The sequence below is a fragment of the Enterococcus sp. BSD2780061688st2 D3 genome, from assembly GCF_005844145.1.
Classification (GTDB): domain Bacteria; phylum Bacillota; class Bacilli; order Lactobacillales; family Enterococcaceae; genus Enterococcus_B; species Enterococcus_B durans.
Map to the genome: position 1 here is coordinate 118,186 of NZ_SPHN01000008.1, position 13,923 is coordinate 132,108.

At 36.3% G+C, this 13,923-nt stretch carries 14 protein-coding genes; 6 read left to right on the plus strand and 8 right to left on the minus strand.

From position 1 onward, the window contains the following. Positions 1-5: 5 nt before the first annotated feature. From FGQ66_RS08395 to FGQ66_RS08415, 5 genes are all read right to left on the minus strand, one after another. Complete coding sequence (locus tag FGQ66_RS08395) at positions 6-1,604, minus strand: type 2 periplasmic-binding domain-containing protein (protein WP_081134310.1); 1,599 nt, start codon at positions 1,602-1,604, stop codon at positions 6-8. 18 nt (positions 1,605-1,622) lie between these two features. Continuing rightward, positions 1,623-2,504, minus strand: a complete 882-nt coding sequence (locus tag FGQ66_RS08400; protein ID WP_138302182.1) for a carbohydrate ABC transporter permease — start codon at positions 2,502-2,504, stop codon at positions 1,623-1,625. A gap of 15 nt (positions 2,505-2,519) precedes the next feature. Then, positions 2,520-3,431: an ABC transporter permease gene (locus FGQ66_RS08405; RefSeq protein WP_081134312.1), complete on the minus strand. Its 912-nt coding sequence runs from the start codon at positions 3,429-3,431 to the stop codon at positions 2,520-2,522. 320 nt (positions 3,432-3,751) lie between these two features. After that, complete coding sequence (locus FGQ66_RS08410; RefSeq protein ID WP_138302183.1) at positions 3,752-4,267, minus strand: flavodoxin; 516 nt, start codon at positions 4,265-4,267, stop codon at positions 3,752-3,754. A gap of 104 nt (positions 4,268-4,371) precedes the next feature. Continuing rightward, positions 4,372-5,256, minus strand: coding sequence for a LysR family transcriptional regulator (locus FGQ66_RS08415; protein ID WP_138302184.1), 885 nt, complete (start codon positions 5,254-5,256; stop codon positions 4,372-4,374). Between the two features lie 224 nt (positions 5,257-5,480). Here FGQ66_RS08415 and FGQ66_RS08420 point away from each other — a divergent pair, with 224 nt between their 5' ends. Beyond that, a complete protein-coding gene (locus FGQ66_RS08420; RefSeq protein WP_081134315.1) occupies positions 5,481-6,188 on the plus strand; it encodes an AzlC family ABC transporter permease in 708 nt (235 codons plus the stop codon). Then, complete coding sequence (locus FGQ66_RS08425) at positions 6,175-6,501, plus strand: AzlD domain-containing protein (RefSeq protein ID WP_081134316.1); 327 nt, start codon at positions 6,175-6,177, stop codon at positions 6,499-6,501. The genes FGQ66_RS08420 and FGQ66_RS08425 overlap by 14 nt, the downstream gene beginning before the upstream one ends. A gap of 401 nt (positions 6,502-6,902) precedes the next feature. Here FGQ66_RS08425 and FGQ66_RS08430 read toward each other — a convergent pair whose 3' ends face one another. The 3 genes from FGQ66_RS08430 to FGQ66_RS08440 form a co-directional block, all read right to left on the minus strand. After that, positions 6,903-7,778 carry a helix-turn-helix domain-containing protein gene (locus FGQ66_RS08430; RefSeq protein ID WP_138302185.1) on the minus strand — a complete coding sequence of 292 codons (876 nt, stop codon included), beginning with the start codon at positions 7,776-7,778 and terminating at the stop codon, positions 6,903-6,905. 167 nt (positions 7,779-7,945) lie between these two features. Further along, on the minus strand, positions 7,946-8,587 hold the full coding sequence (locus FGQ66_RS08435; RefSeq protein WP_138302186.1) for a CPBP family intramembrane glutamic endopeptidase: 642 nt from the start codon (positions 8,585-8,587) through the stop codon (positions 7,946-7,948). A gap of 446 nt (positions 8,588-9,033) precedes the next feature. After that, positions 9,034-9,573 (minus strand): hypothetical protein, encoded by a 540-nt coding sequence (locus FGQ66_RS08440; protein ID WP_138302187.1) that lies wholly within the window; start codon positions 9,571-9,573, stop codon positions 9,034-9,036. 379 nt (positions 9,574-9,952) lie between these two features. On the opposite strand from FGQ66_RS08440, the gene FGQ66_RS08445 reads away from it, so the two are divergent. From FGQ66_RS08445 to FGQ66_RS08460, 4 genes are all read left to right on the plus strand, one after another. Continuing rightward, positions 9,953-10,771: a Cof-type HAD-IIB family hydrolase gene (locus tag FGQ66_RS08445; RefSeq protein ID WP_138302188.1), complete on the plus strand. Its 819-nt coding sequence runs from the start codon at positions 9,953-9,955 to the stop codon at positions 10,769-10,771. A 758-nt stretch (positions 10,772-11,529) separates the two neighbouring features. Beyond that, complete coding sequence (locus tag FGQ66_RS08450) at positions 11,530-12,252, plus strand: ABC transporter ATP-binding protein (RefSeq protein ID WP_138302189.1); 723 nt, start codon at positions 11,530-11,532, stop codon at positions 12,250-12,252. Further along, complete coding sequence (locus FGQ66_RS08455) at positions 12,245-12,985, plus strand: ABC transporter permease (RefSeq protein WP_138302190.1); 741 nt, start codon at positions 12,245-12,247, stop codon at positions 12,983-12,985. Before FGQ66_RS08450 ends, FGQ66_RS08455 begins: the two co-directional genes overlap by 8 nt. Positions 12,986-13,005: 20 nt before the next feature. Further along, a complete protein-coding gene (locus FGQ66_RS08460) occupies positions 13,006-13,839 on the plus strand; it encodes a MerR family transcriptional regulator (protein WP_138302191.1) in 834 nt (277 codons plus the stop codon). Positions 13,840-13,923 lie beyond the last annotated feature (84 nt).

Below are 13,923 nucleotides of genomic sequence, written 5' to 3' on the forward strand. Positions count from 1 at the left end.
TTCGATTAGTTCAATTTTTCTTTATTTTCAGCCATCTTCTCTGATTTTATTTTTTCAATTGCTTCCCATTTATTCGATTTTAGAAAGTCTTTATATTCAGCTAACGTTTTATCAAAGCTAGACTCATCTTTGGCACGGATCAATGAAATGACTGTTGTGTTCAATTTTGTTTCAATTGCTTCATTTGAACGAGCTTCTGGTGTTCCAGCATCTGGATTGATATTTTCAATAATGAAATGTGGTTTCAACTTTCCTTTACCCCATTCCTGCATTTGTGTAAGCGCGCTATTCGTTGTGACTTTAAGACTATTGACACGATCATTATTGAAATATAAGAACCGACTAATACCATATTTTTTGTTGTACGCATCATTATCTGTTTCTTCCATTTTTTTGATTTCTGGCAAATAATCGATTTTCCCTTGATCGTTATATTGGTACGTTACTCCTTCTACACCATATTTAGTTAGAATCTGTCCGGGTTCATCAATGAGATACGTAAATAGTTGCGTTACTTTTGCAGGATCTTTCGCATCTTTCGTAATATAGTTACTTAGCCAGCCTGAAATCCCCGTTTGGTTCAACGTCGGCTCACGCCCAGATGTACTACTTGGACCATCAATTGCAATATAACGCGTCTTTGAATTTTTCATAAATTCATTAAAATTCCCACCCTGTCCACTTGTTCCTGCCACTAACATTGTTGCATAACTTCCTTGCTTCACTTTCTCATCAAAGGTCGCTCCATCATCAGTGAAACTATCATCACTAATATTTCCATCACGGTAGACTTTATTCAGCGTCTTTAACCATTCGATATACTCACCATCTAAGTTCCGATCATAGTAGTTGCCATCTTCGTCCTCAAGAGGTACACCTAAAAAGTCTTGTAACTTATCTAAAAATGGACCTGCACCGTCTCCGACTGTAGTAAAACCTGCTGGGGTCAATTCTGGATACTTTTCTTTGATTTGGTTCATTACCTTTTCAAAATTTTCTGGAGTGGATACATCTGGTTTTCCTAAGGAATTATATACATCCTCTCGAATAACGAAATTATCATTCACGGGTATATTACCGCTTTCATAATCAGCTTCAGTATTCGAATAATTAGGATAACCATAAGTATTGCCATCTTCTAATGCATACCATTTAAAGGTGTCTTGATTCACTACTTTCAGTAAGTACGGGTCATATTTTTTTGCTAGATCATTTAATGAGTATGCCCAAGAATTTGCTTTCAATGCAGCTTGTCCCGTCTTTTCAGTCAATGTTACGATGTCTGGCATATCACCACTTGAGATCATTGCATTTAATTTCGAATCATCCCCAGAGACAAATTCAATATCAATGTTCAAATCTTTTTTGATTTGAGCAGTCGTTACATCTTTTCCAAAAGGCAGAGATGTCCAATCTGAATTGATATACCATTTAATTTTTGTTGTTTCTTCTTTTTTATCCAATTTCCAAGCAGGGGTATTTTCATCAAGTGTATAACGATCACTGATCGAAAAATCTTCGCCAGCTTCCTTATCATTCCCGCCACAAGCTGCCAAGCTGAATAATGCCGTTGCTACCAATATGCCACCTATCATTCTTTTCATATGTTCTCCTACTTTCTTTTATTCTTTTATCGCGCCAGCCATCATGCCGCCGATAAAGTGTTTTTGTAATAAAGGGTAAATGACCAAAATCGGGATTGTAGTAATGACAATAGTCGCTAATTGAACGCCCCGAGTTGTTGCTTGGACGACAACATCCGTACTTCCGCTTTCCGTCATCGTGCTTAGATTTGACTGAACAATGATTTCATAGATTTTCATTTGCAGAGGATAAAGATACTCTTTCGTAATGTATAATTTAGTTGTCATAAAATCGTTCCATTGGCCAACACCATTGAACAAAATAATTGTCGCCAAAGCCGGTTTCGTTAATGGTAAAAATATTTTGTAGAATATTTGAAATTCACTAGCTCCATCAATTTTGGCTGATTCTTCTAATGAAGGTGGGATTTCTCGGAAAAAGTTCATTAAGATCACCACATCGTAATAGCTGAATAAAGCAGGAATAATATAGACCCAAAAAGAATCCAGTAAACCGAGTGATTTGATCAATAAATAAGTAGGGATCATTCCACCTCCAAAATACATAGTGATTACACCCATCGTTGTATAGATGTTCCGTCCTAAAAGACGTGATTTACTTAAACCATAAGCCACTACTGCGCAAAACAAGGTATGTGTAGCTGCGCCAATGACTGTCTTTAAAACGGATATCAGGAAAGCTCTTGGGATACTACTATCTGAAAGTACCTTTCGATAATTTTCGATCGTAAATCCTTTGGGCCATAGAACTAGTCCTTCACTTGCCAAACCTGAACTAGAAGAAACCGAAGAAACAAGAATATTCCAGATGGGCACAATAATCAATAATGAAAATAGCACCAAGATCAATGTGTTAAAAACATAGAACCATTTATTTTCCTGTGTTTTTCTTCTTATCAATAGTTAACTCCCTCCTTATAAAATGACTGATCTGCCATTATTCATTTTTCTTGTCATTCGATCAGTGAGGATCAACAATATAATCGAGATAACAGATATTCCTAAACCAACTGCTGTTGCGTAAGAAAAATTTCCTTGAGTCAACCCCATACGATAGACAAAGGAGTTGATTACTTCTGATTTATTTTGATTTTGAGCATTCATCAATACGAGTGTTTGATCTAAGTTCGACCCCAGTAAACCACTGACATTCAAAATCAGATTCAAAGAGATTATGGGTGTCAATAAAGGAAGAGTGATGGTTCGAATTTGTGTAAGTTTTGAAGCCCCGTCGATTCTAGCTGCTTCATAAAAAGTTGGATCAATCCGTGACATTCCCGCTAAGTATAAAATTGTTCCCCATCCAACTTCCTTCCAAATATCTGAAAGTACAGCGATCCACCAATATTTATCAGGGTCAAGTAAATGATTGACTCCTTGATCCATCAATCCCAAAGCCATCAGTACCTGATTGATAAAACCGTTAGTGGAAAGCCAGGAGATCATCATACCTCCCAATACGATCCAAGAAAAAAAGTGAGGAATGTAAGAAACCGTTTGGATAACTTTTTTCAGCCGTCCGTCTTGCATTTCAAAAATCATTATTGCTAAAATGATAGGAATAGCAAATCCAAGTAATAATTTCATTAAACTAATTGCCAGTGTGTTACGAACAGCTTCCCAGAAAAAACTATCTTCCATAATGATTTTAAAGTTATCCAGACCGACCCAAGGAGCCGATGACATCGTATCAACGATCGTATAATTCTTAAAAGCAATAATGATGCCATAAATCGGAATATAGTTAAAGACAATCATAAATGCTACACCTGGAAGTACCATCCAATGTAGTTGCCGCTGGTCATAAAACTTTTTAAGTTTCTTCATACACGTTTTCCTTTCTTTTTAGTGAAACGTTTCTACAAAAATGATTATAAGCTTTTGTCTTTTGTTTGTAAACCCTTACAAAAAGGTTTTTTGCTTAAATAACGGCAAATTCAAAGGATTATATCTTAATTTATTTTTATATAAATTATTGTAATTTTTACTGAAAGTTGACGATTATTCGCTTATTTAAAGATAACTATCGAAACGTTTCACTTACAAAAGTAGAAAAAAGACGCCTTTTTTATAATTTAAATAACTACAAAAAAAGTGTCTTTTTACTTTACGGTTCCATCGATTTTTTTGAACAGTTCTGTCGATCTTTATTGAAAATAAGCATACTTTAGCCAATTGTCAATTGCTTGGTCTGCCTTGCTGACACGAGAACCGCGAATGGCTAAGCCTGTTTTGATCATTGCTTCAGGACATGCTTGACGGAGTTGATCCAGACTATGGCCGAATGAAGAACCTTCATGTGTACAAAAAGGATAGATTGTCTTCTTCTTGGTTGACGTAGTAGCTAAGAAACTCGCGACTGCTTGCGGATAACAGCCCCACCAATTCGGATAGCCTAAAAATATGATGGATTCTGTGAGAATACCAGATGGGATTGCTTTGATACGAGGCAATATGCTTTTTTCTTTTTCTAGTTTTGCCTTTGCTACTGCCTCTGGATAGCTACTTGGGTAAGGATCGATCGTTTCTACTCCATAGATTTGCCCATTCACTTTTAGTGCGATTTTCTCAGCTACTATCTGGGTGTTCCCTTTAGTAAGCAACTGATGGGTACCATTGATCAAGTTCTCTTCTGCTCTTGAAAAATAAACGATAGCGGCCATTCTTCCACCTTCTCTCGTTTTTCATTCTACTGGCGGAAACTAAAAATGTATAATACCTAGCTACCGAAATATGCATGCTTACTAAGCATAGATGTGAGTATTTTTTAATTTGAAAACGCAGTACTGAAACGGTGGATCAATTCCTTTACAACTGGCGAAAGGGAGCGTTTCTTTTTCCATACAAGTACGCAATTTGTTTCAATCGTTGGTGACAAAGGCAGAAATTTTAACGTATCTACCTCTCGGCCAGTGATGGCACCTTCGATCACAAATGCTGAACCAACATTATTTTCAACTAATGAGAAGATGTTGAAAATCAAATTAAACGTACCGATGATCGTTAAATCTGTTACATCTTTTTCCATAAAGCGACTTAACAATTCTTGAACTTCCGGTCTCTTGGAAATGAGTAATGGTACGCCTTGTAGTTCATTTTTTGTGAGCACTTCTTTTTGCGCTAAAAAAGAATCTGTTGAAACTAAAAGACCCCATTTTTCTTTTCTTGGCAAAACAATCGTTTCATATTTTTCTGTTGAAACTGGCTCAAGCAAGATCGCTAAATCCAATAATCCCTTATCTAAACGATCAGTTATCTCATCCCCAGTTCCACTATACAGATCGAAATGGACTTCGGGATAATCGCTGAGAAGTTCTTCTAGCATCATAGCTAAAGTATCCGAATTATCTGCTTCAACGCACCCAATCGAGAAATGACCACTGAATAATTGATGTTTCCGATTTTTGAATTCGCGCTGTGTCTGTTCTGTCAAATCCAATATTTCTTCTGCACGATCTTTTAAAAAGCGCCCCGCCTCAGTTAAGACCATCTTGCGTTTTTCACGAATAAATAATTCTGTTCCTAATTCTTCTTCTAGTTCTCGTAATTGCCGACTCAATGTTGGCTGCGTGAGATGCAGAACTTCCGCTGCTTGCGAAATTGTTTCCTCCTGCGCAATCGTATAAAAATATTTCAATAAACGAATTTCCATTTGTCCCCTCCATGACTCATTTTCTCTCTTATTGACCTCGTTTAAGCCTACTAATTAGAGTATACTCTAAGTCAATGTTTTTTGCGTGATCGTATAGTAACTTACACTGAATTTCCCACTATTTTTTCATTGTTGTCCCTAAAAAAAGACAAATTATGGTTGACTTACCCTATCTTACAAGAATATAGTAATAACAATTATTTATTTGAAAGGAGAAAAACAATTTGAATGGTAACCTTAATCAACGTACAGCCATTACTGATACTCTACCTACAGTTTTCGGCTACATTGGAATCGGCATTGCTTTTGGTATCGTCGGAAAGGCAGCGGGTTTTTCACCTTTTGTCGTAACCCTCATGTCTTTGTTGATCTATGCAGGGTCTGCACAGTTCATTACTGTCACCATGCTAGTTTCTCACAGCCCGATCCTGTCGATTATTTTTTCAACTTTTTTAGTAAATGCGCGCATGATCTTGATGAGTATGACTTTAGCGCCTTTCTTTAAAAAAGAATCACTTGCTAAAAATCTGTTCCTTGGTACTTTATTAACAGATGAAAGTTTTGCTTTAGGAATGAATAAATTGAATCATACAGGTGGAAAATTGAATTTTTCATGGATGAATACTGCAAACTGGATAGCATATCTCACTTGGGTAATCTCTACATTTGTCGGTTCAGTCATTGGTAATCTGATTACTGATCCAAATAAATATGGACTAGACTTTGCAATCGTTGCGATGTTTATTGGCCTACTCTATCTACAAGTCATCAGTGACCGTTCCCTTCATCGCTTACTGCAATTATTAGTTATTTTGTTTACATTGATTCTCGTTTATCTTGGTTTGATCGTTATTCCAAGTAATTTATTGATAGTAATTGTGACCTTACTTGGTTGCGGATTTGGAGTGATAATTAAACATGCCTTCTTTTGATTTTACATTACTGACGATTGTCGGCTGTGGAATTGCTACTTGGTTATCAAGAGCTGTTCCTTTTGCCTTATTAAAAAAATTTGACTTGCCTGCTCCATTGTTGGAATATTTGGGTTTTGTTCCTATTGTGATCATGTCTGCATTATGGTTCAATAGTCTCTTTATCCAAGATTTAGGTCATTTACCTCAAATAAATATGGAAAATCTACTTGCTTCTGTCCCTACGATCCTCGCTGCGATACTTTCTAAAAGCCTACTCGTGATCGTGATCATTGGGATCATTTCGCTTGCAATCATTCGCCTGTATGTTTGAGTCACCAATTATATGGACTCCTAGATAGCCAAACTCTAGGCAGGATAAGTTGATTTGCTTAAAAAAGTTGAGCAAAAAAAATAGTGATGCAAAGCTAGTTTTCAGAAAATAGACCGGATCATCTTATACGAAGTGTAAACTCGTTTAGATGATCCGGCTTTTCATTGAATTGGCTTGATCAACTTTTTCAATCTATTTGAATCGACTGTACAAATGTTGGACAAATCTAAAAATCAAGTTTGGTACAGACTCTCGAATAAAAGGCGTCCAAAAGTCAGGTTTTTCGGAAATTTCAAAAAAAAAAAAACGAACAATACAAAAAGCGTATTGCTCGTTTTTCTCTTCAATTTCTCAAAACTAAACGACTTTTGTCTCGATCTCTATTTTTACAAATGTGCCTCTCATTTAGAAACTACAACATCCGTACTCAACACTTTAAGTTCACCAACAATCGAAGAATGTCCCAGTTCAATAAGTAAATCTAAGATTATGTTACAATTCTCAATGGCTTGACCATCCCTGTTGTTCCTTTTTAAGGATAAGATATTGTCAAAATATTTTGTTAATAATCGATGGAAAAATTCTTTATAGTCTGAACTAAGTAGGTGTAATTGATAGGTCAAGACTTCTGCATAATCAAAATAGCCATGGCGGATAGCTTGAGTAATTAAGTTTACTAGCATCGCACAAAATATCTCTCGGCCCTTGTCGTATTCAACATACAAAGGAAAAGATTTGGATAGGTTACGAAATAAAGGAAAATGTTGCTCAAAATCCAAAAACTCAATCGTGTTTCCAAAAAACTGGATCTCTCTTAATGTCCAGGTTTCAATTTCCACTAGATAGTTTTGAATCGTTTCGCGATCTTCTTCGATTGTTGCTGAACCATCAAGCCTTCCTGTTCGATTAAAATTCTCGATTGCCTGTATACGACATCTTATTTCTGCAAATCGTAACTGATCAATCACTCTAGTTTTATCAGCATATTTTTTTAAAAGTTCATACAAAGATTTTAGATCATGTGTATTAGAATACTTTGATAATTTATAGATGTAAGCAGAATAATCATTTAAAAGATATCCCTTGTCTATAAACAGAAATTCATCTATATCCATTGACAAACGATCTAATATCTCAATCAAAAGGGTCGTCGCTATACTATGTTTTCCTTTTTCAAATTCTATAGCATACGATTTAGAGATGATGTCCTGATAGATTGCTTTTTGGGAGTATCCTTTACTTATTCGAATTTCTCTGATCTTTGGACCAAAATTCATAGAATTCCTCCGTTCTTATAAGTGGGCTCGTCTAGCTAAATCAAAGATTGCTCCCAATTGTAACACACAGTAGTCAAATTCCTTGATCGTTTGGCTTTTCTATCACTACTCTTCCTTAAAAAACTGGTTTTCTTGCTAAAATTATCAATTGATCTGTGGTCAAAAAATCATTTCATTGAAAGTAGAATAACAATGAATGCTATCCAATCATATGCAACATGGACAAAATAACCAGCCCATATCGAATCACTCTTTAAAGTTGCCACTGTAAAAGGAATCCTTCCTACACCAATGATTAAAAGGCATTGCAATAGATTCCATTGATAAGTCGGTAAATGCAATAATCCGAATATCACAGAAGAAACAAAAATCCCAGCTACTATTGCTTTCCTCGTCCCACCAAGTAAGTTTGCCACAATAACTAAGATAACGATTGCCAAAAGTTCTTCTCCTAATAGCATGGGCAAGGTTTCAATGATGAAGGTCGCGGATAAGTGATCTGTAACTTCATTGGCTGCAGTTGACGCGTGTAAGATATTTTTTACAACAGACGACATTACTAAACTTAAAACAACCGCACAAACATAGCTAACTAGAAAAGTAACTATTCCTTTTTTGGGTTTCTTGAACCCCGCTTTCAAGCCTTCCATTCCAAAAAGACTATATAATCCTATAAATCCTCCAGCTGCTAGTGAAACGCTCTCGATGATAGGTACGCCTATTGTTAAGATAGCATACCCGATCGTTAAGCCAAGGATAGCTACAAGGATACCTATTTTGTTCATTTTCTTCGTCATCAATTCTTTCATTTTACATTCTCCTTTCTGTTGCTCTAATTAAATCATATTTTATACCTTTTACTTACTAATTGTAATAGAAATATTTTATTGAAACGAATGTTATCCAGTTCTTCCACTAGTAGAAATAGTCCTATATGTCAGACCTCTAAATGCAAAAGTAAACCATTGTTAACAAAAAAATTCTTAATTGATATCCCATTTTATATATAGTACTGAATCATCAAACAGTTTCTTAGTTTAATGATCCCCTAAATTTAGTAAAGGTCTTTTACAATAACTTGAAAAAACAGATTTCTCTATTTTTGTACATACTAAAAAAGCGATGAACATCTGTCTTACAAAATGTCCTGTCGCTTTTTTAATCGACTCCTTGTCCTTCACTAGGATCAATAAGGATCGTTATGGATAAAAAGATTACTTTGTTGTATCAACGGTGGCTTTGATGATGTTCGATTTTAAATTGTCTGTCTGGTAAAGATAGTATGTTCACCAATCATGTCATTCAATGCGGTTTTCATATGTGCAAGATGTTTAAATCGCAATTCTTCGTAATCGATCTTAGTTTTATCTAAAATTACGTGCTTTTTAAAAATCATGTGGGGTATTGCTAAGATAAATGGGTGCGCGAATGAGTTTGGTAAAAGATTGCTATAAGTCAGTAACAATGACGCAATCGTATGTAAGTCAAAGATTCGATCATCAAATCTAGCTCGATAAACAGCAAATTCATCTCCATTGGCATATTTTGAAAAACAGCTTGCTTGTTTGTTCGTATACACTAAATGGTCTTTTTTGAAAAAAACGACTCCATCTTGTTGAAGTAATGAGATGATGAGATGGATAAATGGTTTGATCTCTCTGCCGTTGATATGACCCCGAAGCTCCCCAATAGCAATAAATAGCTGACTACAACTATCAGCAGTTAGTTGTTCTTGCTCAAGCCCCTCAATAAGTGAACGAAATGATTCTATTCTATTTTTGACATGTTCATTCAAAGATACTCTCTCCTTTCTTCGACAAGCCTTACTCCTGAGAATAGTCATCAGAAGCCATGTGAAACTACAGTGCACGATCCACTAGATACTTTGCGATTAGGTTCATTTCCTACATAAGGCACCACACTTTTTCTATCAGAACATATCTCCATACACTTTATTATACCTAAAAAAGTTTCTTTATTTTTTCTTTTTTCTCAAAATGTAGGATTTTACTCCTAAATGAAAGATAACAGAGCATACACTATTCGATTCGTCACAATCTTATTTAATCATTTTTGGAAAAATATAGCCAGATTTGTATATACATGTTAGAATATTTTATGGAAGCGTTACAATTATCTATCATGTATCTGATAAAAAGACTGGAGTGTATAAAATGAATATGAATCCCCACAATATCAAGTTAGTTGCTGTAGATATGGACGGAACATTTGCTAGAAGTGATTATACTTATGACATCCACAGATTTAATGCCATTTTTTCTAGAATGAAAGAGGTCGGCTGTGCATTTGTTGTGGCAAGTGGCAATCAGTATTACCAATTGCGTTCTCTTTTTCCCGATCACCATAACGAGATGAGTTTTGTTGCCGAGAATGGTGCTTTAGTCAAAGATAAAGATACATTTATCTTTTCCGCCGATATCCCTAAAGAATCCATTCAATCTGTGCTCGAACTGTGTAAAAACAACCCAGAAATACAAAATGTGATGTGTGGCCGTAACAGCGCTTATTGCGAGCGAGGGACTGTAAGTAAAGAGTTTTTTGAGTTAACCAACATTTATTATCATAAATTGACATGGGTAGATGATTTTTCTCAAGTCGAAGATCAGATTCTAAAATTTGCCCCTACTGTTCCCGTAGAAAAAACAGAGTATTATTGCGACTTATTCCGGGAAAAATTAGCCGGATCGCTCGTTCCTACTAGTAGTGGTCATGGATCTGTAGACTTGATTGTCCCAGGTTGCCATAAAGCTGCTGGATTAGAAAAATTAGTGCAACGTTGGGGGATTACACCCGAACAATGTGTCGCCTTTGGTGATGGTGGAAATGATTTAGAGATGCTAGCTTATTGTGGGCGAGGTTATGCCATGGATAATGCTCCAGATGCTGTAAAAACAGTAGCAGACGAAGTTTGTCCTTCAAACGACCAAGATGGCGTTCTCGTGACCTTAGATCGACTGTTTCCTCTGATGTAAATCACTGGATAGTTAGGATAGTTAGAAGACTTATAAGAAAAAATCATGTTTCAAAAAATCACTCTGTTCCATACAAATTTTCAAGTGTTACTATCCGAAAATAATCGTATAAATTAGGAGTTTCTGACTCAAGTCCGATATTTATACGATTATTCGGTGGTAGTTCGCTCTCGCTTTTTTCCATTTATAAACATTAATGATACATCCATTCAATTTAGTATCCTCTTCGAACAGCTCCTCACATCTAAAACTGTTGTTATTCAGTACAGTAACAGCCATGTATCTCTCTTTGTATTCCTCTTTCTAGCTCTAAGATATCTAGATCACTGATTCTTACATCGATATTTTTTTGATATTGATCTGCCCCTCTTTCTTCTCTTCAAAGTTTAAAGATCACCCATAAATTTTTTGCTTAAAGCGTAGGTTTTCAACAACGAGGACTCTAGTTTCTACTATTCATAGATAGCTAAAAAAATTGAAGAATTTACTTTTATCATTAAGGAACTTTGTGCCTTTCTAAAGGTGCAGGTCGCCAAAGCAATCAAAAAAACTTTACTTATTTAAAGAGCAATCCATCAAGTTTTGCTATTATAAATAAAGAAAGTATTTTTCAGTAAAAAAGATATAAACCTATATTTGAAACACTCTCTGTAAGTTTTTCTTCAATTATTGACTGATGATTCCAGAGAATGATTGATTATCTGTTGACTCTCCCTTAACAGGAGACAGTATTCTGTTAATGAAAGGAGCGGATCATCATGAATAAAGTGATTGAGGCCAAAGATTTAACAATGACTCTTGGCGGCAGAAAGATCATTGACCATTTATCTTTAGCAGTCAATAAAGGAGAAGTATTCGGTTTATTAGGTCCAAATGGCGCTGGGGAAACAACCACTATTGAAACCATCCTAGGTATCAAGCAACCTGACCACGGTTCTACCCACATACTTGGTCAAGATCCTCGAAAGTCTCGTCGGAAATTATTTGAAAAGGTTGGGGTCCAACTTCAATCCTCCAGTTATCAAACAAATATCAAAGTAGGCGAATTATGTGATGAGATATCAAGCTTGTACAAACAACCGCGGGATTATTCCGAATTGTTGCAGCTCTTCAAATTAGAAAAATTTGAAAAGCAGTTCGTTGAAAAACTTTCTGGCGGTGAAAAACAAAAATTATCCATCGTTTTAGCACTGATCCCAGATCCTGAAATCATTTTTTTAGATGAATTGACGACTGGATTAGATACTGAAGCACGGAGAAGTGTTTGGCAGACGTTACTTCGCCTGAAAGAGACAAATTTAACTATCTTTTTAACGACTCATTATATGGAAGAAGCAGAACTTCTGTGCGACCGTATCTGCCTAATCAAAGCTGGGCAAATCATCGTGGAAGGCACCGTGGCACAATTATTGACGGAAAGTGCGCAGAATAATTTGGAAGATGCCTATCTCTGGTATGTAAAGGAGGAAGACCATGACTAAAGTGATTCGTTTAGCGAAGATCGAAGGACGATTAGCCATTCGTTCCATTGATGGCATTCTTTTTGGTATCGCGATGCCTCTTGGCGTATTGCTCTTGACAACCATGATCGCTGGTAACAACCAAGCTGGCAATGCTTCTTATACTTTTTTGGACAGTAGCTTTAGCGCCCTATTAGTTGTCGGTATCTGTGCTACTGCTTTCATGGGCATTCCTTTAACGATCTGCGATTACCGTGATAAAAAGATTTTGAAACACTTTTTTGTCACTCCAGCTTCTCCTGTACACTTGATTGCTGCACAAATGGTCGTTGCTGCTATCACATCTATCATTTCAGCTGTACTGATCATCTTTGTCTCAATTGTTTTTCTTGACTACCATATGCAGGGAAACTGGGGCATTTTGATCGCCAGTTATTTTTTAGTCATGAGTGCCATGTACAGTTTAGGATTATTAATCGCTAGCTTATGTAAAAATATCAAAATTGCTAATTTAGTATGTAGCGCTGTTTATTTTCCCATGCTTTTTCTATCAGGAGCAGTGATTCCATTTGAACTCTTTCCAGATGGCATACAGAAAGTAGCTACGTTTCTACCATTGACTCAAGGAATAAAATTATTGAAAAGTGTCAGTTTAGGACAATCAGTCGGAAACCCACAATTCATTGTCATTCTATTACTCTGCATCACCATTCTAGGATTTGGTTTAGCCGCTAAATTCTTCCGTTGGGAATAAACACTACTAGGAGGATCATTATGGTACAAGAACATGAAAAAATCGAAGAAACTCTTTATCGCATCGGAATGTTTTCTAAAATGAATCAAATCACGATCAAAACATTACGTTACTACGATGAAGTGGGGCTCTTACACCCCCGCTTCATTGATCCCGATAATGGCTACCGCTATTATACTTCGAGTCAATTAGCCCCACTACATCGCATAATGGCCTTACGAAATATCGGCTATAGTATCGAAGAACTCAAACGTGTACAAGATGGAGAAAGCGAACAGCATATCTTGCAGCGAAAAAAGCAACAATTATTAGCGGAGATTGCCGAACGGATGACTATGCTTTCGCAGATTGAAGGCTACATGCAGCAAGAAGAAACCAATTACCACATGGTAGTCAAGCAGCTTCCTGAAGTGATCGTGGCATCAACACGTACAATCATTCCCAATCATAATGCGCTTTTTACTATCATGCCTGAGATGGGGATGAGAATGGAAAAAGTGGGCTGTGTCTGTGCGATTCCAGAATACTGTTTTACGATCTACCATGATAATGAATACAAAGAAGAAGCAATTGATGTCGAAATTTGTGAAGCTGTTACGCAAATGAATGAGAGTGCTGATGGACTGACCTTCAAAACGATCGCCGAAGTTCCTGAAGCAATCTGCACGATGCACAAAGGACCCTATCAAACACTTCCGAACGCCTACGCTGCTGCTATGCGATTTGCAGAAGCAAATGGGTATGAAATCATCGACGCATTTCGTGAAAATTATATTGATGGTATTTGGAATAAAGAAAGCGAATCCGACTGGTTAACAGAAATCCAAATTCCAGTTAAAAAAGCAACTTTGTAAATTCTCTTCTTCATTATATGAACATTTCTAAACCCATTACCTTGATCACCTTGCCTATAATCTCAAACGAGGAGGCCGGGACAG

Excerpts from the sequence above, each read along its gene's own strand:
- FGQ66_RS08445 (WP_138302188.1), top strand. The coding sequence starts at position 9,953 with ATGAATATGAATCCCCACAATATCAAGTTAGTTGCTGTAGATATGGAC.
- FGQ66_RS08435 (WP_138302186.1), bottom strand. The coding sequence starts at position 8,587 with ATGAAAGAATTGATGACGAAGAAAATGAACAAAATAGGTATCCTTGTA.
- FGQ66_RS08455 (WP_138302190.1), top strand. The coding sequence starts at position 12,245 with ATGACTAAAGTGATTCGTTTAGCGAAGATCGAAGGACGATTAGCCATT.
- FGQ66_RS08410 (WP_138302183.1), bottom strand. The coding sequence starts at position 4,267 with ATGGCCGCTATCGTTTATTTTTCAAGAGCAGAAGAGAACTTGATCAAT.
- FGQ66_RS08425 (WP_081134316.1), top strand. The coding sequence starts at position 6,175 with ATGCCTTCTTTTGATTTTACATTACTGACGATTGTCGGCTGTGGAATT.
- FGQ66_RS08460 (WP_138302191.1), top strand. The coding sequence starts at position 13,006 with ATGGTACAAGAACATGAAAAAATCGAAGAAACTCTTTATCGCATCGGA.
- FGQ66_RS08405 (WP_081134312.1), bottom strand. The coding sequence starts at position 3,431 with ATGAAGAAACTTAAAAAGTTTTATGACCAGCGGCAACTACATTGGATG.
- FGQ66_RS08450 (WP_138302189.1), top strand. The coding sequence starts at position 11,530 with ATGAATAAAGTGATTGAGGCCAAAGATTTAACAATGACTCTTGGCGGC.
- FGQ66_RS08430 (WP_138302185.1), bottom strand. The coding sequence starts at position 7,778 with ATGAATTTTGGTCCAAAGATCAGAGAAATTCGAATAAGTAAAGGATAC.
- FGQ66_RS08415 (WP_138302184.1), bottom strand. The coding sequence starts at position 5,256 with ATGGAAATTCGTTTATTGAAATATTTTTATACGATTGCGCAGGAGGAA.
- FGQ66_RS08395 (WP_081134310.1), bottom strand. The coding sequence starts at position 1,604 with ATGAAAAGAATGATAGGTGGCATATTGGTAGCAACGGCATTATTCAGC.